This is a genomic window from Brevibacillus brevis NBRC 100599 (assembly GCF_000010165.1).
GTDB lineage: Bacteria > Bacillota > Bacilli > Brevibacillales > Brevibacillaceae > Brevibacillus > Brevibacillus brevis_D.
Map to the genome: position 1 here is coordinate 6,008,663 of NC_012491.1, position 19,239 is coordinate 6,027,901.

The window sequence follows — 19,239 nt, forward strand, 5'->3', positions numbered from 1 at the left end:
ACCATGTTACAGAAAACTTTTCCAGTATTACAGATTCTGAATACCTAAACCAAAACCTGCCAAATACCCTAATTCCAGTAAGGAAATAGGAGATTATTCAGGAATGTATACCTATGCATGAAAATTTATATGCTTCATTCGGGACTTTTTGATCAAAAAAAATTGCCTGCCGAAAATAATTTTCAGCAAGCAACTTTTATTACATCAAGAGCAACGGAACTATTTTCCCGTCATTTACATCGATCAACCCCATATCCGTTAGCTTCAAGGCTGGACTGACTGGTAAGGAATGCGTGCTGATCGACATGATCGGGTTGTAATGATTGTAACCGAGCGACTCCATGGCACGGCGAAGCTGTTCGACTTCCTTTGCCGTCTTTTCCAATGGTTCCTCTGTCAAAATACCTCCGACCGGTAAATGAAGGCTCGCGATCACTTTGCCATCCTCTACCACGTAAAAGCCGCCCTGGTTGCGGATGACTTCATTGGCTGCGACCATCATATCGTGCGGATTATGGCCGACAACCAAGAGATTGTGGTTGTCATGCGAGTAGCTGGTGGCTACCGCACCTCGCTTGATCGTATCGCCGCTGATCAAGCCGTAACCTCGATTGCCGTTTATACCATAGCGTTCAAAGACGGCAATCAAGCCGTACGGGCTCTCCTCCCACAAGAGTTGCCCTTCCCGTACCTCAGCGATCCCACGGTGATCCTCAGTAAATGTAGAACCGTTTTGAACGAGCATGACCCGACATGGATAGCGATTGTCCGGCACATCTACTGTGACGCGGAAGTCTTGCTCTGTAAGTGGCGATAGCTTGATGCTCTCATAAAAATGTGCAGGAAACTGCTTCTCTTTGACTACTTGTCGGTACTCTTCCTTGACGTCGTAAGCTTTCTTCCCCTTTTTGTAGACGCGCTCGATCTTGAGTTCATGCAGATCAGAAACCAGCAGGAAGTCCGCAATTTTGCCGGGAGCAATCGCCCCTCGATCCGTCATGTTCATACGTCTGGCAGGGGTAAAAGTACTTGCGTAGATCGCGCGTTCTGGCTGCATGCCCATTTGAATGGCTTTTTTCACGATATGGTTCAAATGTCCGCGATTGACCAAGGAATCTGTCATCACATCATCCGTCACAAAGCAAAAATGCTCGGAAACATCTTCTTTGATCAAATAGTCCATGACTTCATCCGTCATCGATTTTTCTTGAATCTCCAGAAACATGCCCGCTGCAATTCTCGCTTCCATACCCTCACGCGTCTGATGCGTATGATCGGAATCCACCCCCGCATAAATGACACGATGCAGGTCCAAATCAAGCAATTTCGGGACATGCCCCTCGATGACGAGCTTTGGATACGTCTTGCGGATATGCTCCAGGATGCGATTGGTCTTGCAGTCAGGGTCCTTGATGATGTCTACGTAGTTCATGATTTCGCCGAGGCAAATGATCTCTTCGGAACGCAAGAGCTCGTCCATGTCTGCAATCTCGACAGACCCACCTGTCGTTTCCATCGAGGTAGCTGGTACAGAGCTCGGGATCGCGTACAGCATATCAACGACACAATCACGGCTCGCACGAATCATTTCTTTGATCCCTTCGATTCCGAAAACATTGGCCATCTCATGCGGCTCCGGTACGATCGTCGTCACTCCGTTTTGAATCAAGCCAAAGGAAAACGTCTCCGGCGTCACCATCGTGCTCTCAATATGCAAGTGAATATCGACCAGACCAGGAATCATGTAGCGGCCTTGTCCGTCCACGATCTCGGCAGCTTCAAATGTTTCTGTACTGCGCTCACCAATATAGAAGAATCGTTCATCCAAAACAGCGACGTTTCCTTTGATGAACTTTTTAAAATAGCTGTTAAACACTTGGACGTCTTGAATCAACAAATCGACCTTCACGATAATAACCTCCTGTCTTTAGTCCACGAGCACCACTTTGTCTTTTGGAAACAACAGATTGACGTTTAGGCCAGTCTTGTACGGCGTCTCCATCTCTTGATTGACCGTGAAGTCGCCCAACTCTGTTTCCACGACATATTGATAGCTGCGTCCCAAAAACGTGCTCACCTTTACCGTCCCACGCAAACGGTTCATTCCCGGCTCGGTGCTCTCTTCTGTCGTCACGAGAAGGTCATCTGGTCGCATTGCGCATTTTTTGCCGGACGGATTCGCCGTACCCGGATTTTTGGACGCGGTAAAATGATGGTCACCGACACGCAAGCCAATTTCTCCGTTCTGCTCGTTGCGCTCTGCGAAATCGATGAAGTTGGTAAAACCAATAAAGCGAGCGATAAACTCGGTCTTCGGATATTTGAAAATTGTGGCTGGATCGTCAAGCTGCTCGATCACACCCTTGTTCATAATCGCCACCTGATCAGAAATGGAGAAGCACTCCTCCTGGTCATGCGATACATACACAGTCGTAATTCCCAACTCCTGCTGAATGCGACGGATTTCTACACGCATGTTGATCCGCAGGTTGGCATCGAGGTTACTGAGCGGCTCATCGAACAGCAGCAGGTCAGGCTGAATCACCAATGCACGCGCAATTGCCACGCGCTGTCTTTGACCACCAGACAGCTCTTTCGGGAAACGCTTTTCGTAGCCGCCGAGGCTCACTACTTCGAGGATTTGCTGCACCCGGGTCTTTACCTCTGTTTCATTGACCTTGCGTAGGCGCAAACCGAACGCCACGTTATCGAAAACAGAAAGGTGCGGAAACAGTGCATAGCTCTGAAACACAAACCCGAAGTTGCGCTTGTTGACCGGAACGCGCGTATAATCTTTTCCTTCAAACATGAATCGTCCATCTTTTGCTTCCAGAAAACCCGCAATCAGACGCAGCGTCGTCGTCTTTCCGCAACCGCTCGGACCGAGCAAAGAGATAAGCTGTCCTTTTTCGATATTGAGATTGAAGTTTTGCAAAATATATTGATTGTCATAGGCAACCGATACGTTTTCCAGCGTGAGCAATGCCATGAGTTGATGCCTCCGTTATCGTTTTGTAAAGTAGGAAAGCCCCATCAGACGTTCAATGATGAACATGAGAATAGCCGTAAAAATCATGAGCAGCACGGAAATCGCGGCGATCGTCGGATCGAAGTTGTTTTCTACGTACGTCAGCATCTGGATCGGCAGCGTGCTTACCCCTGGTCCCGTCATGAAAACAGAGATATCTACGTTGTTGAAAGACTCCAGAAAAGCGATCAGAATCGCAGCAATAATCCCGGAGCGAATATTCGGCAAGACGACTTTGAAAAAGGTTTCGAGGCGACCTGCCCCAAGGCTTAACGCCGCTTCTTCAATGGCGAAGTCAAAGTTGGACAAGGAAGATGCAATGACGCGAATGATAAACGGAAGCATCAGCACCGTATGACCGACGAGAAGTCCCGCATAAATCGGCAAATTATATACAACAATGACATATTTCAGCATGGCAAAGCCCATCACGATACCCGGAATCAGGACAGGTGAGATGAAAACGCCATTCAAGATGCCTTTGCCGCGAAAATCAAAGCGACTGAGCGCATAGGCTGCCGGAATCCCCAACAAGAGCGCCAAGAGATTGCCCAGCAAGGAAACGAACATCGACGTCTTAAACGTCGTCATGAACATTTCTACATCGAAAATGTTTTCGTACCACCGCAAGGAAAAACCCTCCGGCGGAAACTTCAAGACACTCCCCGGCTCAAACGACGTAAAAGAAATGATAATGAGCGGCCCTAGCAAAAACAGAAAGACGAGAGAGGTAAACAGGGCCAACCCGCGATTTTTCTCCTGCATAGCTTCTACCCCTTCGGATTTAATTTCGTCGCCAGCTTGTTCATGAAATAGATGACGACAAATGTAATGACAATCATGATCGTGGCAATGACGGATGCCAAATGCCAGTCATTCAGCGTAATCGCATTTTGATACAGGAACGTGGAGATGACCCGCTGTTTTCCACCTAGCAGGGCAGGCGTGGTGTAGGCGGTCAAGCTTCCGACAAACACGAGAATGCTACCGATGATGAGTCCCGGTACACTAAGCGGCACAATGACTTTCCAGAAGGCAGTCAACTTGGAAGCACCCAAGCTTTCCGCCGCCTTCAGCAAGTCTGGGTCGATGTTTTCCATCACCCCTACCAGCGTAATAATGATCAGCGGCAGGAACAGATGAATCAAACCAATCATCATCGCAGTCGGCGTATACAATATTTCCAACGGCTTATCGATGAGCCCGATTGCAAGCAGCGAGCTGTTCAATAAGCCCTTTTTTCCGAGAATAATCATCCAAGAGAACGACCGCACGACAGAGCTGGTCAGCAAAGGAAAAATAGCCAATGCCAGCAGGATGCCTTTTTTGCGTGGGCCGAGCTTGGAAATGTAGTACGCGGCAGGAAAACCGATCAGAACACACGCAATCGTCGTGACCAGACTGACCTGCAACGTTGTCAGCATAATTTTCAGGAAGTACGCATCGGTAAGAAATTGGAGATAGCCTTGGATCGTAAAGCTACCCTCTTGATAAAAGGTGGACGCAATCGTCATCACGATCGGAATGACCATGAACAACGTCAAAAAAAGCACACCCGGCAACAACAATAAATAAAGACCCGTTTTTCTCATCTGATTAACTCCTGTTCACGGTATCGTCAGGCTTTCAATGCGCCGAGAAAACGCGCAAAGAACGCATCTGCATCTACGTCCAGACAGACGTTTATGTTCGGTTCTTTTTTCAGGCGGTTTTGAAAGTCGCAAACCGTTTGCCCATCACACAGCTCACTTCTCGTTTCGATATCTACATACAGTTTCTGCGTCTTCACCAGCTTCGGATCGAGTGCGACCGCGACAGCCAACGGATCATGCATAGCGCACGCATAGATGCCATTTCGCTGAAAATAGCGATGAAGGTAATCAGACGTACTCTGTCTCACGTACTCGCCCATCGGGGTATCTCCTAGCCCGCGAATATGCTCCTCATTCAGTAGCACTCTTCGCGTTACATCCAGACCAACCATCGTCAATTGCGGGAATCCGGCATGAAATACGACCTTCGCTGCCTCTGGATCGACGTACATGTTGTACTCCGCAACTGGCGTCACATTGCCATGCTCGCGGACCACTCCACCCATGAAAATAACTTCCTTGACGTGTTGAACAAGCTCCGGATATTTTTTCACCGCCAAAGCCAAATTGGTCAGCGGCCCCGTCATGACGAGCGTAATTTCTCCAGAATGAGCGAGTACGTTTTCCACGATGAAATCAGGGGCAAAGCCAGCAGTCGGTTCCTTGTAAATCGGAACTCCGGCAAGGGCACCGCCCAAACCATCCTCACCATGTACGGCATGCTCGAAAAACAACGGCCGCAATAACGGTTTAGACGCTCCACAGATGACAGGGATTTGCTCGCCGACTTGCAGGAAATCAAGAATTTTGCACGTGTTTTCCGTGGCTTTTCGCAGCGACACGTTGCCATTCACCGTAGTAATACCAACTAGATCGAATTGCCCGCTTTTCACAGCGAGAATAATGCCAAGCGCATCGTCAATGCCCGTATCGACGTCAAGAATGATCTTTTTCACAAGTGGTCCTCCTCACTTTCATATAAATTCCTATACGTTGAAAACGAGGGTATATCCGAATTGTCTATACCCTCGCCCATTGTTTTTCTATCGTTCGTTATTGCGTTATTGCGTGATTTCACGATTCCAACGGTCAATCCATGCTTTGGAGTGCTCGTTTACGAATTTCATGTCCAGCATTTTCAGCTTGCTTACGGTTTCTTCCCCGTACGTTACACCTTTTGCTTCTTCTTCTGTCAGTTGAACGGTCTTGTTTACAGGGGAATCGATTTTCGCTTTTGCTGTTTTCTCCTGAACTTCTTTGCTCAGTTGATAGTTGATGAAGTCTTCTGCGAGTGCTTTGTTTTTCGAGCCTTTTACGATGTTAACCGTATTCATAACCGCATATCCACCGCTTGCAGGTTGTACGAAAACAGCTTCTGGAACAGCAGCTTTGATGTCTTTGAAGTACATTTCCATGATTGGTCCTACGCCGATTTCTTCTTGTCCAAACATGTTCACGTATTCGGAGGTCTTATCGTAGAACTTCACGACATTTTTGTTGACTTCTTTCATTTTCGCGAAGGCTTGATCCTCGTTAAATTCCTTGCTGCCCGCAACCGCAGAAGCACTGTCGAGAACCATCGGGCCAGTTGTGGACGTAATGCTTGGCAGTGTCAGCTTGCCTGTCAGCTCTGGATTCCACAGATCTTTCCAATCCTTGATCTCAGTTTTTACGAGCTTTGGATTGTAGGCAATCCCGAATTGGCCAATCGTGTAAGCTGGACCGTACTCCTCGCCCAGTGGTGCTTTGGCGATGTCGTAGATTTGATCCAGGTTCGGGATGCGGCTGCGGTCGATTTTTTCAAATGCGCCACTCTCAATCCCTTGCTGTGCATAGTAGTCAGAGAGGTAGATCAAGTCTACATCGGAGCTTCCTTGGCGGACCTTGTTCAGACGCTCTGCGTTGTTCCCGATTTCCAGCACGATTTTTACGTTATGTTCTTTTTCAAACGGCTCATATACTTCTTTCCGGAAAAAGTCTTCGGAGAAGCCCCATGTGGAGATGACCAGCTTTTGTGGCTCGCCCTTGGCTTCGCCGCCAGCTCCCCCCGCTTTTGGTTGATCATTGCTGCCACAGCCAGCGAGTGCCAGTGACATCATAGAAAAAGACAGGATTCCAGCAAGTAATTTCTTCATCGTAATTCTCCTCCAGTTGGGTTCATTTGATGACAAAATATGGTGATACAATAAAAAGAAAAGTACCCTTGATTAGAACGTATCATTCTAAACAAGAGCACTTTTCTTCGTAAACAAAGAGAAGTGACACCCGTTTTTACGCAAAGTCTACGGTCTCCCCTTAAGATAGATCAAAAGAGAAAATCCGAACGATTGCGTCAGGTATTCAGTTCTGATTCAGCTAAAATAACATTCGTGATCGCCCACTGCGTAGGCGCATCGTAGTCCCTGAGCACGGCTTCCAACGGCAACCCCATCTCTTCTTCCAGTCGTTCTCTCAGTCTCTTCTTATAAAGAAGGGACATGCGAAAATCGACTTCGAGCTTGAGGGCCGGTGCTTCTCCTTCCAACGCTTGTGAGCGCGGAGAGCGGCGATGCTTAGCTTGGAACGTAATCATCTGATTTTCAATCGTGACTCGGAGCAAAGTCGTTCCAAATCCGAACAACTCTTTTGCTATCTCATTATAGATGGCAGACAGCTTTTTTCTAGTTTCATTGGAGTCCACGAGAGTCATGTCATCACCTGCGATAGCTGGCATCGGGTTCATTCGCTCTCATTATACATATGATTTTTTCATTCTTCAATAGAATATTCGTATTTAGATCAATTTCACATTTTTCCACCAAGTCATTCGTTTGCAAAAACTGTTGACACCGAAAAAATCAGTCGTTATAATCCAACTATCCAAATAAGAATTAACAACAATGTTTGGAATGATAATTTCATAGCACATTCTCTTATGAAGAGAGGTTGAGGGACTGGCCCTATGACACCTCGGCAACCTATCGCAAACGATACGGTGCCAAATCCAGCGGAATTATTCCGACAGATAAGAGAGGTATTGTTGCAGTGTGGTTACATACTTGCAGTTTTCGCCTCTTCTGTCGGAAGAGGCTTTTTTCTTTTCCATCTTACATCCAGAGAAAAGGGGTATTTTCATGAAAAAAACTGGTCTACTGCTCACTACACTACTGCTCGCTGCATCGCTCGTAACGGCTTGCGGGGGTAAACAAGAAGCTGCGCCTGCTAACGGCGGTACTGCTGCTGAACAAACCTCACTCAAAGTGGGTGTCACTGGCGGCCCACACGAAGAAATTCTCAACAAAGTAAAAGAAGTCGCCAAAGGCAAAGGGCTCGACGTCGAAGTCATCGTTTTCAACGATTACGTACAGCCAAACCAAGCTCTCGATAAAGGAAATCTCGATGTGAACAGCTTCCAAACCATCCCGTTCTTGGCGAAGTTCAATCAAGATCACAAGACAAAGATCGTCGAGGTCGGAAAAACCGTGACGTACCCGATGGGCCTGTACTCCACCAAGCATAAAAAAGTCGAGGACATCCCAGCAGGCGGCGTTGTCGGCATTCAAAATGATCCGACCAACCGAGCACGCGCCTTGCTGCTCTATCAGGCAGCTGGCTTAATTAAGCTCAAGGATGGCGTGGGTGACAACGCAACACCACTGGACATCGTGGAAAATCCGAAAAATTTGCAATTCAAAGAGCTGGAGGCTGCTTTCCTGGCACGCTCGCTGAGCAACGTAGAGGTTGCTTCGATTAACACGAACTTCGCGATGGAAGCTGGCTACTCCCCGAAAAAAGACGCGATCTTCGCTGAGACGGCTGACTCTCCATACGTAAACATCTTGGCAGTCAACGAAACCAACAAAGACAACCCAGCCGTCAAAAAGCTGGTGGACATCTACCGCTCGGAAGAAGTGAAAAAATTCATCGACGAACGCTTTGAAGGAGCTGTACTGCCGTCCTGGTAAGATCGACGCCAGGAACATCAAGAACAACAAGGAGAACTCGTTATGATACAGCTAACCGATATTCATAAGTCGTATCAAGTAGGAAACAAGCAGGTAGAAGCATTGAAGGGCGTATCCCTGCAGGTGGAAAAAGGGCAAATCTACGGGGTGATCGGCTTTAGCGGAGCGGGGAAAAGTACCCTGCTCCGTACCATCAACCTGTTGGAGAAGCCGACCAGCGGTTCTGTGATCGTCAATGGCCAGAACATGCTGACCCTCAAGGAAAAAGAGCTGCGGCAAGCTCGCAAAAAGATCGGGATTATTTTTCAACACTTCAACCTGCTCTCTTCCTATAATGTCTTTGACAATGTGGCGGAAATCTTGCGGATGAATCGCGTCCCCAAAGATGTCATAAAGCGCAAGGTAGAAGACCTTCTCGGCTTGGTTGGCTTGTCTGATAAAGCAAACGCTTATCCTTCTCAACTATCCGGTGGACAAAAGCAACGGGTGGGCATCGCTCGTGCACTTGCGACCGATCCGGAAATTCTGCTCTGTGACGAAGCGACTTCCGCTCTCGATCCGCAAACAACCGAATCCATTCTGGAGCTATTGCTCGACATCAATCGAAAGTTCAACCTGACCATCGTGCTGATTACCCATGAAATGCAGGTCATTAAGAAAATCTGCGACCAAGTAGCCATCATGGAAAACGGCGTCGTCATCGAGCAAGGCTCTGTTCTGGATGTGTTCAGCAATCCGCAAGAGCAAACGACCCGTAATTTTATCAAAACGGTTTTTGATGATCAGGTACCACAGGAGATTTTGTCCAAGATAAAAGAATCCGGACCCGTTTCCAAAATTGTTCGCGTTGCTTTTCGCGGAGATGCCGCTCTCGATCCTGTTCTTGGCACCTTGTCCGCACGCTTTCCGATTAGCACCAATCTGTTATACGGCTCAATTACGACCATTAAGGGAACGGCGCTCGGCATTTTGCTTTTGCACATTTCTGGTGAAGACCAGCCCATTCAAGATGGCATTCGCTTCTTGCGCGAATCCGTCTACCGCGTAGATATTGTGTCACCAGAGGAGGTGCGGAGCTAATGGAGCGTTTGATTGAAATGATTCCGGTATTCGGGCAATCCCTGCAAGAGACCGTCATCATGGTTGGGTTTTCCTTGTTCATTGCGACACTGATCGGGATTCCGCTCGGGATTTTGTTGGTCATCACACAGGCGAATCACCTTTTTCCGAATAAAATCATTTATCACACCTTGAATACGATCATCAACATTGTGCGTTCGTTGCCTTTTATTATCCTGATGGTTGCCATCATTCCTTTTACAGAGTTGATCGTGGGCACTTCGATTGGAATTGAAGGAGCCATTGTGCCGCTCATCGTCTATACGGCTCCTTATATCTCACGCCTGATGGAAACTGCCCTGCATGACGTAGATCGCGGCGTGATCGAAGCGTACCAAGCGATGGGCGCTTCCCGGACGCAGATTATTTTTCGGATCATGCTGCGTGAAGCACGGCCTGGCATCGTCCTCTGCCTGACGATCGCGACCATTGGGTTGATCGGTGCTACTGCTATGGCGGGCGCAGTTGGTGCCGGCGGACTGGGCGATCTCGCCTTGCGCTACGGCTACCAGCAATGGGACATTGAAGTCATGATCATTACCGTCATTATCCTCGTCGTCTTGGTCCAGCTCATTCAATCGTTGGGTAACTGGGCAGCCCGAAAACTGAAAAAGAGCGCGTAAATCGAAGAACCCCTGACGAGATCGCTTGTCAGGGGCTTTTTTGTAGGTATTTAAACCGATCGTCAATGAAAGTGCATTGGATTTTCGCTCGATATTCATGTAGACTTATATGTACAAGTCATTCAAATGAGAGGTGCTACCTAAATAACATGAAAAAACTCATCATGATGTTGGTTGCCGTAATGCTCGTACTCGCTCCGGCCGGAGGATTCATTGATCACGCCGACGCGAAAGGCTATAAGTCCGGGAAAAAATCTTTTAACTCTAATACGGCTCCCACCAATACACAAACACCCAACAAAGCCGATTCAAATGTAAACGCATCAACCAATAAAGGTACGACAACAACTCCTGCTGCTACCGCAAGCAAAAGCGGCGGATTCATGAAAGGTCTCATGATTGGTGGTCTGGCTGGTTTGCTGTTCGGATCCCTATTCGGTGACATGGGTATGCTGGGCTCCATCCTTGGCTTCATGATCAACCTGATGGCGATCCTCGCAGTGATTATCCTGATCCGCAAAGCGTTCGTCTACTTCAAAAACAAGCGTGAGAAAGAACAGGAACTGAACGCATGGAAAAGATAACTTTTTCTGAACAAGATATTATTAATGCGATTTGCATTCATGCAGCTTTCAAAAAGCAGTTGAAGCCACAAGATATCTCCGTCGAGCTGATGTGGGACGAGGAGTATGGCTTCTCTGCTGAAGTACACTGGATGGATCGCCAACAAATCTTCGTCGAGATTAACATGATTGAAGCGATTCGCTACTACCTGGAGACCCAGATGCAGCGCAACCCTTATTCCGCCGGTATCGAGCTGGTATTGGACGACGAAGAAGGTATTATCGCTCATATCACCTACTAACACCGGATAATCATTTGTTAACCCAACCCAAGGCCAATTTGTTCACACATGTGAGCAGGTTGGCTTTTTCATATTGAATTTGACCTCGTTCCGTTATATACTTTATCTTAGTGAAAATGATTATCATTGTCTTTGTTTACACATACATGTACATACTTTCCTAAAAAGGAGTTGGCCCATTGTGGAGCGCTTATACACGCAAAAGCTGGACATCGGATACGGTGAGCTTTCCATTGTCAAAGACTTGAACATCAGCATTCCTTCTGGAAAAATTACTGCTCTGGTTGGTGCAAATGGTTCTGGTAAATCAACGATCCTCAAAACTCTCGCGCGGATTATGAAACCAACCGGCGGACAAGTATTTTTGGACGGAAAGTCGATCCATCAGCAATCGACCAAGGAAGTCGCCAAGCAACTCGCGATTTTGCCGCAAAACCCAACCGCACCCGATGGCTTGACCGTGTCTGAGCTCGTTACCTATGGCCGCTTCCCCCATCAAAAAGGCTTCGGCTCTTTGACCAAGGAAGACAAGGAGATCATAAACTGGGCTATCTCCATGACCGGGATGGCAGATTTCCATGACCGTCCAGTTGACCAGCTATCCGGCGGTCAGCGTCAGCGCGCGTGGATTGCGATGGCACTGGCGCAAGGAACAGACATCCTGTTCCTGGATGAGCCTACGACCTTCCTGGACATGGCTCACCAGCTGGAGGTTCTCAAGCTCCTGCAAAAGCTCAATGACGAAGAAAATCGTACGATTGTTATGGTCGTCCACGATTTGAACCACGCAACCCGTTATGCACAGCACATGGTTGCCATCTCTCGCGGTACGGTCGTCGCTGAGGGAAGCCCTGCTGAAGTCATGACGCCTGAGATGCTGCGCAAGGTATTCAACATCGAAGCAGACATCCTGACTGATCCTCGCACGGGTGTACCGCTCTGCCTCCCATATGAGCTGTGTCATGCTGTGGACCAAAAACAAGCAAACGAAAACACGACCCAACCTGTTTACACGGAAGAGCGCAAGCTGGTTGGAGCCAGATAACCGTTAGATTCCGCAAACAAAAAGCCGGTTTTCACCACGTTTTTGGTGTAACCGGCTTTTTGCTATACCGACTATTTATCTTTCCTCGTTACAGCAGCCGGCGTTTCCTCTGGTATCGACATGGCACTCCAACTAGTTGCATGGGAATTGGGAGAGGATATGAGCAAAGGGGTCCAGTTGATTTTGGAATACGATCCCCAGCCACTGTTTGACTCGGGTTCGCCAAAGAAGGCACCTGCTTTATTGGTTGAACAAATAAGAGGGATGTTACAGGAGTTTGCCAAGCGGGAACCCCGATTATAAATGAATCAGCACGTTCTATAAAATGAAAAGGCGACAGCCCCGGGAATGTTTTACTCCCTTGGGCTGTCGCCACTTTCCTTTCTAGCCTCTTACCACTTCACTTCTTTCAGAACTTCTTCTGCCATGCCAGCGGTGGATTCCAATCCCCCACCAGACAAGTACCAGTTGCTAGAATCCAGGTAAATGATGTTGCCAGTTTTGAATGCTTTCGTGTTCTTAATCAGATCGTTTTCTACTGTTTGCTGTGTAGAAGTAGACACTTCTTTATTCTTGGAAATCGCGTTACCACGATCAATTACGAACAGGTAGTCTGGATCTTTTTCTGCGATATATTCAAAGGAAACGCTTTGACCATGATTTTCTACAGAAATGTTTTTGTCTACAGGCGTAAATCCAAATTCACCGTGCAGGATACCAAAACGGGAACCAGCGCCGTAAGCATTCAGTTTGCCTTCGTTAACCATTACGATCAGAGCAGTCTTGCCACTTGCCGTTGCTTTTGCATTCAATTCTTTGATAGATGCATCGATTTTGCCCAGCTCTTCTTCTACTTGTGCTTCTTTACCGAAGATGGTACCCAATGTTTTCATGTTCTCTTTGAAAGATTCCATGTACTTCGCATTGTCTACACCCATGAAGATGGTTGGAGCAATTTTGTTCAGCTCTTCGTAAGCATCTTGTTGACGACCAGAAATGAAGATGACATCTGGTTTCAATGCATTGATTTTTTCAAAGTCTGGCTCTTTCAAACCACCAACGTTTGTGTATTTCGCATCTTTGAACTTTTCCAGGTACGCAGGAATGCTGGTAGACTGTGCAACACCCGCTACTTCAACACCCAATTTGTCCAAGGAATCCAGAACACCGAAGTCAAATGCTACAACCGTTTTTGGATTCTTTTTCAGTTTTGCTTCACCTAATTTATGCTTGATCGTAACTTCTTCGGATGTTTGTGCCGCTTCAGGTGCTTTTGTTGCGTCCGTCGCAGATGTTGCAGGAGCAGCGTTATTGGAGCCGCATGCAGCCGTGAATACAGCCAACAGTACTGCCATAAATAGCATGAGTAATTTTTTATTCACTTCTCTCACCTCTATATAGAATGTAAAAGTATATAAAATTATTGACAGCTTGCTGATGAAACCCCGGCAGGCCATCAAAATTTTAACGATGGGGAGATGGGGCTTACGCGAAATAGACACAGATTTTATTTTCTTCAATGTCTTCAATACGGATATCCATGTCATAGACATCTTTCAAGATCGGTTGGGTGATAATCTCGTCTGTGGTGCCTTCCTTCACGACCTTTCCATCCTTGAGAGCGACGATATAATCCGAGTAGACGGAAGCAAAGTTGATATCGTGAATGACAATGACAACCGTTTTACCTTTTTCGTCTACCAGACGTCGCAGCACTTTCATGATCTGGACGGAGTGCTTCATATCCAAATTGTTGAGCGGCTCATCCAAGAGGACGTATTCCGTATTTTGAGCGACAACCATCGCGATGTAAGCGCGTTGACGCTGACCGCCACTCAACTGGTCGAGGTACTTGTGTTGAATGTCCGTGAGCTCCAAATACTGGATAGCCTCGTCTACATACTTCCAATCCTCTTTTGTCAAATTGCCTTGTGAATACGGGAAACGACCAAAGCTGACCAGCTCACGAATCGTCAACCGCACCGTTATGTGGTTCGATTGCTTGAGAATCGAGATTTTCTTTGCCAGCTCACTGCTCTTTGTCTGCCCAATCTCCTGACCCTCAATGAAAACCTCGCCTTGATCCTTGGTCAATAAGCGACTAATCATCGACAGCAGCGTGCTCTTTCCGGCTCCATTGGGTCCGATAAAGGACGTAATTTTCCCTTTGGCAATCTTCACAGAGACGTTTTCCACGACATTTTTGCTACCATACTGTTTTGTGACATTCCGGACTTCTATCACGCTTTATTCTCCTTTAACAGAAGATAGATGAAGTAAACCCCACCAATAAAGTTGACGATGACACTAAGCGTCGTGGAGAACGCAAGTACACGCTCCACAATCAACAAACCGCCAACCAGTGCAATCACACTGATTAAAGCCGAGCCCACCAGCAAGTATTTATGCTGATAGGTTTTCATAAACTGATGGGCGAGATTCGCTACCAACAGTCCAAGGAAGGTAATCGGTCCAACAAGCGCTGTCGCGATCGATACGAGAATGGCAATGATGACGAGGAACCGTTTGATGACAAAATCGTACGGAATCCCCAAATTGATCGCCTGATCTCGACCGAGTGATAACACATCCAGGTACTTGATGTATCGCCAGAAGTAAATCATGATTCCGATGACCAGAGCAAAGCTCGTAATCAACAGGTCTGTTTTTACATTGTTGAAGCTGGCGAACATTCGGTCTTGCACAACCAAAAACTCATTCGGATCAATCAACACTTGCATGAACGTGGACAAACTGCTGAACAATGTGCCCAAGATCAATCCGATGAGAAGCAGGAAGTAAATATTTTGCCCTTCCCTCTTAAACAGGAATTTGTAGAGCAAGCCTGCGAAAAGCACCATCCCACCTGTCGAGATCAGAAAGTTCACGTTGTTGTTCATCAAGGTGAAATGGGTGGAGCCAAAAACAAAGATCACAAATGTTTGGATGAACATATAGAGCGAATCAAGGCCGATGATGCTAGGCGTCAAGATTCGGTTGTTCGTGATGGTCTGGAAGATCATCGTTGAGAAGGCGATGATGCAACCGGTTAAAATAATGGCAAGAATTTTCTTAGCCCGCCGAGGAAGGACGTAATCCCAGTTGCCACCGGCGTCAATCATCATAAAAATGGCTATCAAAGCAATGGCCACAATCGTCAGGGCAGCTATCTTCGCTTTCATTGTTCATATGCCTTTCTTCTCATGAGTAAGTACACGAATATCCCGCTGCCTATGACCCCAACCATCAAGCCGATGGAAATCTCGTATGGGAAGATGATGAGGCGTCCTAGGATATCACATGCAAGTACAAACACCGCGCCAAGCAAAGCGGTATGAGATAAGCTTTTTTTCAGGTTATCTCCTAGGTAGATCGTAACCAGGTTGGGAATGATCAGCCCCAAAAACGGGATTGTCCCTACTGTGAGAATAACTACCGAAGTCACACAAGCGACAATGACCAGTCCAATGTTGACGACATGCTTGTAGTTCAACCCGAGGTTGATGGCAAACTCTTCACCCATTCCAGCAATAGTGAACTTGTTGGCATACAAGTAAGCGATAATCACTAGCGGAATGCTTATGTACAAAAGTTCGTAGCTGCCTTTCATAATGGTGGAGAAATCTCCATGCAACCAAGCAGACATGTTTTGCATCAGGTCATGCTTATAAGCGAAAAACGTCGTGATGGATCCGACGATGTTTCCAAACATCAGTCCCACTAACGGGATGAAAATGGAGTCTTTAAATTTGATTCGTTCGAGAATCTTCATAAAGACAAAGGTTCCCAACAGAGCAAATGCAAAAGCAACGAGTAGCTTCACCCAAGAGCTCGCATCTGCGAATACCAAGAGTGAAACCAATATTCCGAAGCGAACGGAGTCCTCTGTCCCTGCTGTCGTCGGAGAAACGAACTTGTTTCGGGTCAGCTGCTGCATGATCAATCCGGCGATACTCATGCTGATCCCTGCGATGATAATACTAATCAAACGCGGAATTCGGCTAATCCACAGCACTTGCACTTTGTCATCTGTGAGATTAAACAGATCCCACGGGGATATATCTTTCACGCCAATAAAAAGTGAAACGAACGATAGCAAAATAAGTGCTACAACCAAATATCTCTTTTTCATCGCGTCCCTACTCTTCTTACTTTTTCATGGAGTAATGTTCCGTATTGACTCGAGCATTTGCCGGAGAGAATAATTCTCATAATCATTAATAAAGAGATTCATTCTCAATTAGAACTACCTTAGTTATATTAGCACTTCTTTATCGGAAGGGGAAGCTTTTTTTCATTAGTCGGCTAATTTCTTCCTCAACCTGTCAAAATACCGCCACAACAAGAAAACCGCCAGGGCAAAAACCCTGACGGTCCTGATTATTTGGATGTGTACGAGCCTGTTACGTTTTGAACGAGTCGATCTCCGCTCCCGTCACTCTCAATCAGCACATTTCCTTCGACTGTATCAATGACGATATCACCGCTTTGGTCCGATATCGTAACATCACCCTTATGCTTTCTAATATACATATCACCGGATTGATCGTGAATCGCTACGTTTCCACCCGTATTTTCCATGACGATCTCACCTGAATCGTCTTCGATCAGTTTGAGGGCTGACGCGTCCTTGATCTTGATATCACCGGACTGGTCACGAATCTCTACCTCTCCGTTCGTATTCGTTAATCGAATATCACCTGAGTCATCCTCAATCGTGAGCTTTCCTGTTAGATTCGTCATGTCAATATCCCCTGATCCATCGGTAAGGGCTATCGGCAGCTTGGCAGGAACGATTACCGTTATCGTCATATCCACATAGTTAAAACCGATATCTGTGTTCACTTCGGATCGTAGTGTTGCGGCGTTATTCCCATCCTTTTCGAGTGTAAGGATGATTTCTTCGGGTTTGACATTTTTCGATTTGATTTCAGCCTCTACATGAATCGCGGTTGCTTTTTCATCACCTTTGACGACCAAATCGCCCGAATCGGTCACAATATTCAACGCCTCGATGGACTCCGCAGGCAATTCAAGCTGTCTTTTTTCTTCTTCAATTTTGATCACGTTATTGTTGATCGTGCAGCCGGCCACGCCGATTCCCACAGCAATTAGGCCAACCCCTATCCACCGTTTCATTTGTTTCATCTGTTTCCCCTCGATACTTGGTTATTTTTACAGGATAAGTTCTATAACATCGTAGCAAAACAGCGTAGAAGAGAAATCAGGCTACAGGGTTGTTCTCTCGTCAGTCCGCAGACGGATATTCCATTGTAGAGATCCCGTCTTTTCCCTACACTACAAGTAAGCATATTTCTCTAATTGAGTTGTCGCGGAGGGTAAAACAATGGACTTGAATCGAATCCAACTTGTGACGAATGCTTTTCCGTGCTTTTCCTTTGTTCCGGAAGCCGCATGGCGCCATCCTGACATAACAGTGGAACGCTTTTCTCCCCAGCTTACGATGCAGCAGGGTCATCTGTTTGCCCATGCCGCTTTTGTATTGTCAGGCAAGGTCCGCATCTATATCATCAGCGAGTCAGGACGTGAGGTTACGTTATATCGGGTACAACGCGGGGGAGTCTGCGTCCTCATGATGGCCAGTATTTTAGGTGAGACGGGCTATGAAGCATCCGCACAGCTAGAAGAGGAAACCGAGCTGCTGCTTTTGCCTGTAGATGTTTTCAAAGACTGGATGGATCACTATAAGGACTTGCGTCAGTTTATTTACCGGAACATGATCAACCGAATGGTCTCCGTCACATCTCTGGTCGAGGATATCGCGTTTAAACCGATCAACGCCCGCATCGCCGAATTATTGCTCCGTCGTACCACAGATTCTCACAATCATCTTTCCATCACCCATGAAGCGATTGCCATAGAACTCGGAACTGCCCGAGAGGTAATCAGTCGGTCACTCAAGGAGTTTGAAAAAGCCGGGTGGCTTCAGTTAGGCCGAGGCCGAATCACAGCTATTCGCCGTGATGCCCTCCAGGAAAAACTTTTTCCTAGTGATTGGTGAGATTGGTGAGTAAGTTACAGAAGCAACCATTTTCTCTCTCTACAATAAAGTCGTAGTGACTACCCATGAAAAGGGAGAGGATGTTTCATGTCAAAAGCACGTTCGTATTATGAATCAGCAAATTTGTCGCATATCCCAGAATTGATGAAATTGGCGCCTGACGCTGCCGCTTCTTATTTTTCTTTCGAGCGGCAAATCTACCAGCAATCCCACCAGCTTCCGGTCAAAACGAAAGAGTTGATTGCCATTGTGGTCGCTCACGTGACTGGCTGCCCTTATTGCATCGATGTTCACGTCAAAAAGTATAAAGAACTGGGCGGCACCATGGAGGAAATTATGGAGGCTCTACTCGTTGCCGCAGTGACACGTTCTGGTGCTATCTTAAGTCATGGGGTCAATGCCTTGCTCGCCTATCATGATGCTCCTGGCAAGCCAGATTGCTTTTGCTAACCGAATACATGACCCATCTGGGAAAGCTAAACAAACGAATCCAGTTTCATCAAAAACTGGAATTCGTTTGTTTTTTTGTATGTTTGTACACTTTTTATGATCAAATGATTGCGACATTTTTCCTATAAGTGTTATGGTAAAATTAGACTGCTCACTTACTAAGGTTAACTAACCGTTTCGAAACAGGAGGCTTTATGGCTCGTATACTGATAGCAGACGACTCCCTTGTAGTACGAGATTACATGAAAATCATTTTGGAACGGGCGGGCCATCAAGTCATTGCTGAAGCGACGAATGGATTGGACGCCTATCAAAAATATACGGACCACCTTCCCGATGTGGTGACGATGGATATCAATATGCCAGGAATGAATGGCATAGAGACTGTCAAAAAAATCATCGGCACCTTCCCCGACGCCAACATCATTATGGTCAGCACCAACGGATTAAAGCCGCTCGTTTTTGAAGCAATCAACGCTGGAGCGCGCCATTACATTCTAAAACCGATCGATGAAGAACGGCTTTTGGCTTCCATTACGAATTCTCTTTAG

21 protein-coding genes, 1 pseudogene and 1 riboswitch are annotated in these 19,239 nt (G+C 46.8%); of the genes and pseudogenes, 10 read left to right on the forward strand and 12 right to left on the reverse strand.

From position 1 onward, the window contains the following. Window positions 1-199: 199 nt before the first annotated feature. The 7 genes from BBR47_RS28400 to BBR47_RS28430 form a co-directional block, all read right to left on the reverse strand. Window positions 200-1,909: an adenine deaminase gene (locus tag BBR47_RS28400; protein WP_015893847.1), complete on the reverse strand. Its 1,710-nt coding sequence runs from the start codon at window positions 1,907-1,909 to the stop codon at window positions 200-202. A gap of 18 nt (window positions 1,910-1,927) precedes the next feature. Continuing rightward, entirely contained in the window at window positions 1,928-2,989 is a 1,062-nt protein-coding gene (locus BBR47_RS28405) for an ABC transporter ATP-binding protein (protein ID WP_015893848.1), read from the reverse strand. A gap of 15 nt (window positions 2,990-3,004) precedes the next feature. Beyond that, the gene (locus BBR47_RS28410) at window positions 3,005-3,793 is read right to left on the reverse strand and encodes an ABC transporter permease (RefSeq protein ID WP_015893849.1); all 789 of its coding nucleotides are present in this window, start codon (window positions 3,791-3,793) and stop codon (window positions 3,005-3,007) included. A gap of 5 nt (window positions 3,794-3,798) precedes the next feature. Continuing rightward, on the reverse strand, window positions 3,799-4,620 hold the full coding sequence (locus tag BBR47_RS28415) for an ABC transporter permease (RefSeq protein ID WP_015893850.1): 822 nt from the start codon (window positions 4,618-4,620) through the stop codon (window positions 3,799-3,801). Window positions 4,621-4,646: 26 nt separating this feature from the next. After that, on the reverse strand, window positions 4,647-5,576 hold the full coding sequence (locus tag BBR47_RS28420) for a nucleoside hydrolase (protein ID WP_015893851.1): 930 nt from the start codon (window positions 5,574-5,576) through the stop codon (window positions 4,647-4,649). 105 nt (window positions 5,577-5,681) lie between these two features. Further along, window positions 5,682-6,755 (reverse strand): ABC transporter substrate-binding protein, encoded by a 1,074-nt coding sequence (locus BBR47_RS28425; protein ID WP_015893852.1) that lies wholly within the window; start codon window positions 6,753-6,755, stop codon window positions 5,682-5,684. Window positions 6,756-6,952: 197 nt separating this feature from the next. Then, window positions 6,953-7,309, reverse strand: a complete 357-nt coding sequence (locus BBR47_RS28430; RefSeq protein WP_015893853.1) for a hypothetical protein — start codon at window positions 7,307-7,309, stop codon at window positions 6,953-6,955. A gap of 220 nt (window positions 7,310-7,529) precedes the next feature. After that, window positions 7,530-7,631, forward strand: a riboswitch (SAM riboswitch). 102 nt (window positions 7,632-7,733) lie between these two features. Here BBR47_RS28430 and BBR47_RS28435 point away from each other — a divergent pair. From BBR47_RS28435 to BBR47_RS28465, 7 genes and pseudogenes are all read left to right on the forward strand, one after another. Further along, the gene (locus BBR47_RS28435) at window positions 7,734-8,564 is read left to right on the forward strand and encodes a MetQ/NlpA family ABC transporter substrate-binding protein (RefSeq protein ID WP_015893854.1); all 831 of its coding nucleotides are present in this window, start codon (window positions 7,734-7,736) and stop codon (window positions 8,562-8,564) included. 42 nt (window positions 8,565-8,606) lie between these two features. Beyond that, entirely contained in the window at window positions 8,607-9,644 is a 1,038-nt protein-coding gene (locus tag BBR47_RS28440) for a methionine ABC transporter ATP-binding protein (protein WP_015893855.1), read from the forward strand. After that, window positions 9,644-10,306: a methionine ABC transporter permease gene (locus BBR47_RS28445; RefSeq protein ID WP_015893856.1), complete on the forward strand. Its 663-nt coding sequence runs from the start codon at window positions 9,644-9,646 to the stop codon at window positions 10,304-10,306. The genes BBR47_RS28440 and BBR47_RS28445 overlap by 1 nt, the downstream gene beginning before the upstream one ends. Before the next feature lie 149 nt (window positions 10,307-10,455). Further along, complete coding sequence (locus BBR47_RS28450; protein WP_015893857.1) at window positions 10,456-10,890, forward strand: hypothetical protein; 435 nt, start codon at window positions 10,456-10,458, stop codon at window positions 10,888-10,890. Beyond that, a complete protein-coding gene (locus tag BBR47_RS28455; protein ID WP_015893858.1) occupies window positions 10,878-11,171 on the forward strand; it encodes a YxcD family protein in 294 nt (97 codons plus the stop codon). The genes BBR47_RS28450 and BBR47_RS28455 overlap by 13 nt, the downstream gene beginning before the upstream one ends. Window positions 11,172-11,352: 181 nt before the next feature. Beyond that, window positions 11,353-12,216 (forward strand): ABC transporter ATP-binding protein, encoded by an 864-nt coding sequence (locus BBR47_RS28460; protein WP_015893859.1) that lies wholly within the window; start codon window positions 11,353-11,355, stop codon window positions 12,214-12,216. 84 nt (window positions 12,217-12,300) lie between these two features. Then, window positions 12,301-12,519 (forward strand): annotated as a pseudogene (locus tag BBR47_RS28465) (DJ-1/PfpI family protein); the annotation flags it as partial. Between the two features lie 89 nt (window positions 12,520-12,608). Here BBR47_RS28465 and BBR47_RS28470 read toward each other — a convergent pair. From BBR47_RS28470 to BBR47_RS28490, 5 genes are all read right to left on the reverse strand, one after another. Continuing rightward, window positions 12,609-13,598, reverse strand: coding sequence for a siderophore ABC transporter substrate-binding protein (locus BBR47_RS28470; RefSeq protein WP_041749722.1), 990 nt, complete (start codon window positions 13,596-13,598; stop codon window positions 12,609-12,611). A 103-nt stretch (window positions 13,599-13,701) separates the two neighbouring features. Further along, the gene (locus BBR47_RS28475) at window positions 13,702-14,460 is read right to left on the reverse strand and encodes an iron ABC transporter ATP-binding protein (protein WP_015893862.1); all 759 of its coding nucleotides are present in this window, start codon (window positions 14,458-14,460) and stop codon (window positions 13,702-13,704) included. After that, window positions 14,457-15,398: an iron chelate uptake ABC transporter family permease subunit gene (locus tag BBR47_RS28480; RefSeq protein WP_015893863.1), complete on the reverse strand. Its 942-nt coding sequence runs from the start codon at window positions 15,396-15,398 to the stop codon at window positions 14,457-14,459. Before BBR47_RS28480 ends, BBR47_RS28475 begins: the two co-directional genes overlap by 4 nt. After that, complete coding sequence (locus tag BBR47_RS28485; RefSeq protein ID WP_015893864.1) at window positions 15,395-16,348, reverse strand: ABC transporter permease; 954 nt, start codon at window positions 16,346-16,348, stop codon at window positions 15,395-15,397. The genes BBR47_RS28480 and BBR47_RS28485 overlap by 4 nt, the downstream gene beginning before the upstream one ends. A 248-nt stretch (window positions 16,349-16,596) precedes the next feature. Then, the gene (locus tag BBR47_RS28490; RefSeq protein ID WP_015893865.1) at window positions 16,597-17,364 is read right to left on the reverse strand and encodes a DUF4097 family beta strand repeat-containing protein; all 768 of its coding nucleotides are present in this window, start codon (window positions 17,362-17,364) and stop codon (window positions 16,597-16,599) included. Window positions 17,365-17,563: 199 nt separating this feature from the next. On the opposite strand from BBR47_RS28490, the gene BBR47_RS28495 reads away from it, so the two are divergent. From BBR47_RS28495 to BBR47_RS28505, 3 genes are all read left to right on the forward strand, one after another. Then, window positions 17,564-18,238: a Crp/Fnr family transcriptional regulator gene (locus BBR47_RS28495; RefSeq protein WP_015893866.1), complete on the forward strand. Its 675-nt coding sequence runs from the start codon at window positions 17,564-17,566 to the stop codon at window positions 18,236-18,238. 87 nt (window positions 18,239-18,325) lie between these two features. Continuing rightward, a complete protein-coding gene (locus BBR47_RS28500) occupies window positions 18,326-18,688 on the forward strand; it encodes a carboxymuconolactone decarboxylase family protein (RefSeq protein ID WP_015893867.1) in 363 nt (120 codons plus the stop codon). A gap of 194 nt (window positions 18,689-18,882) precedes the next feature. Continuing rightward, window positions 18,883-19,239 (forward strand): response regulator, encoded by a 357-nt coding sequence (locus tag BBR47_RS28505; RefSeq protein WP_015893868.1) that lies wholly within the window; start codon window positions 18,883-18,885, stop codon window positions 19,237-19,239.

Coding starts and splice junctions, on each gene's coding strand:
- BBR47_RS28405 (WP_015893848.1), bottom strand. CDS start 2,989: ATGGCATTGCTCACGCTGGAAAACGTATCGGTTGCCTATGACAATCAA.
- BBR47_RS28410 (WP_015893849.1), bottom strand. CDS start 3,793: ATGCAGGAGAAAAATCGCGGGTTGGCCCTGTTTACCTCTCTCGTCTTT.
- BBR47_RS28415 (WP_015893850.1), bottom strand. CDS start 4,620: ATGAGAAAAACGGGTCTTTATTTATTGTTGTTGCCGGGTGTGCTTTTT.
- BBR47_RS28425 (WP_015893852.1), bottom strand. CDS start 6,755: ATGAAGAAATTACTTGCTGGAATCCTGTCTTTTTCTATGATGTCACTG.
- BBR47_RS28430 (WP_015893853.1), bottom strand. CDS start 7,309: ATGACTCTCGTGGACTCCAATGAAACTAGAAAAAAGCTGTCTGCCATC.
- BBR47_RS28435 (WP_015893854.1), top strand. CDS start 7,734: ATGAAAAAAACTGGTCTACTGCTCACTACACTACTGCTCGCTGCATCG.
- BBR47_RS28440 (WP_015893855.1), top strand. CDS start 8,607: ATGATACAGCTAACCGATATTCATAAGTCGTATCAAGTAGGAAACAAG.
- BBR47_RS28445 (WP_015893856.1), top strand. CDS start 9,644: ATGGAGCGTTTGATTGAAATGATTCCGGTATTCGGGCAATCCCTGCAA.
- BBR47_RS28450 (WP_015893857.1), top strand. CDS start 10,456: ATGAAAAAACTCATCATGATGTTGGTTGCCGTAATGCTCGTACTCGCT.
- BBR47_RS28455 (WP_015893858.1), top strand. CDS start 10,878: ATGGAAAAGATAACTTTTTCTGAACAAGATATTATTAATGCGATTTGC.
- BBR47_RS28480 (WP_015893863.1), bottom strand. CDS start 15,398: ATGAAAGCGAAGATAGCTGCCCTGACGATTGTGGCCATTGCTTTGATA.
- BBR47_RS28485 (WP_015893864.1), bottom strand. CDS start 16,348: ATGAAAAAGAGATATTTGGTTGTAGCACTTATTTTGCTATCGTTCGTT.
- BBR47_RS28490 (WP_015893865.1), bottom strand. CDS start 17,364: ATGAAACAAATGAAACGGTGGATAGGGGTTGGCCTAATTGCTGTGGGA.
- BBR47_RS28495 (WP_015893866.1), top strand. CDS start 17,564: ATGGACTTGAATCGAATCCAACTTGTGACGAATGCTTTTCCGTGCTTT.
- BBR47_RS28500 (WP_015893867.1), top strand. CDS start 18,326: ATGTCAAAAGCACGTTCGTATTATGAATCAGCAAATTTGTCGCATATC.
- BBR47_RS28505 (WP_015893868.1), top strand. CDS start 18,883: ATGGCTCGTATACTGATAGCAGACGACTCCCTTGTAGTACGAGATTAC.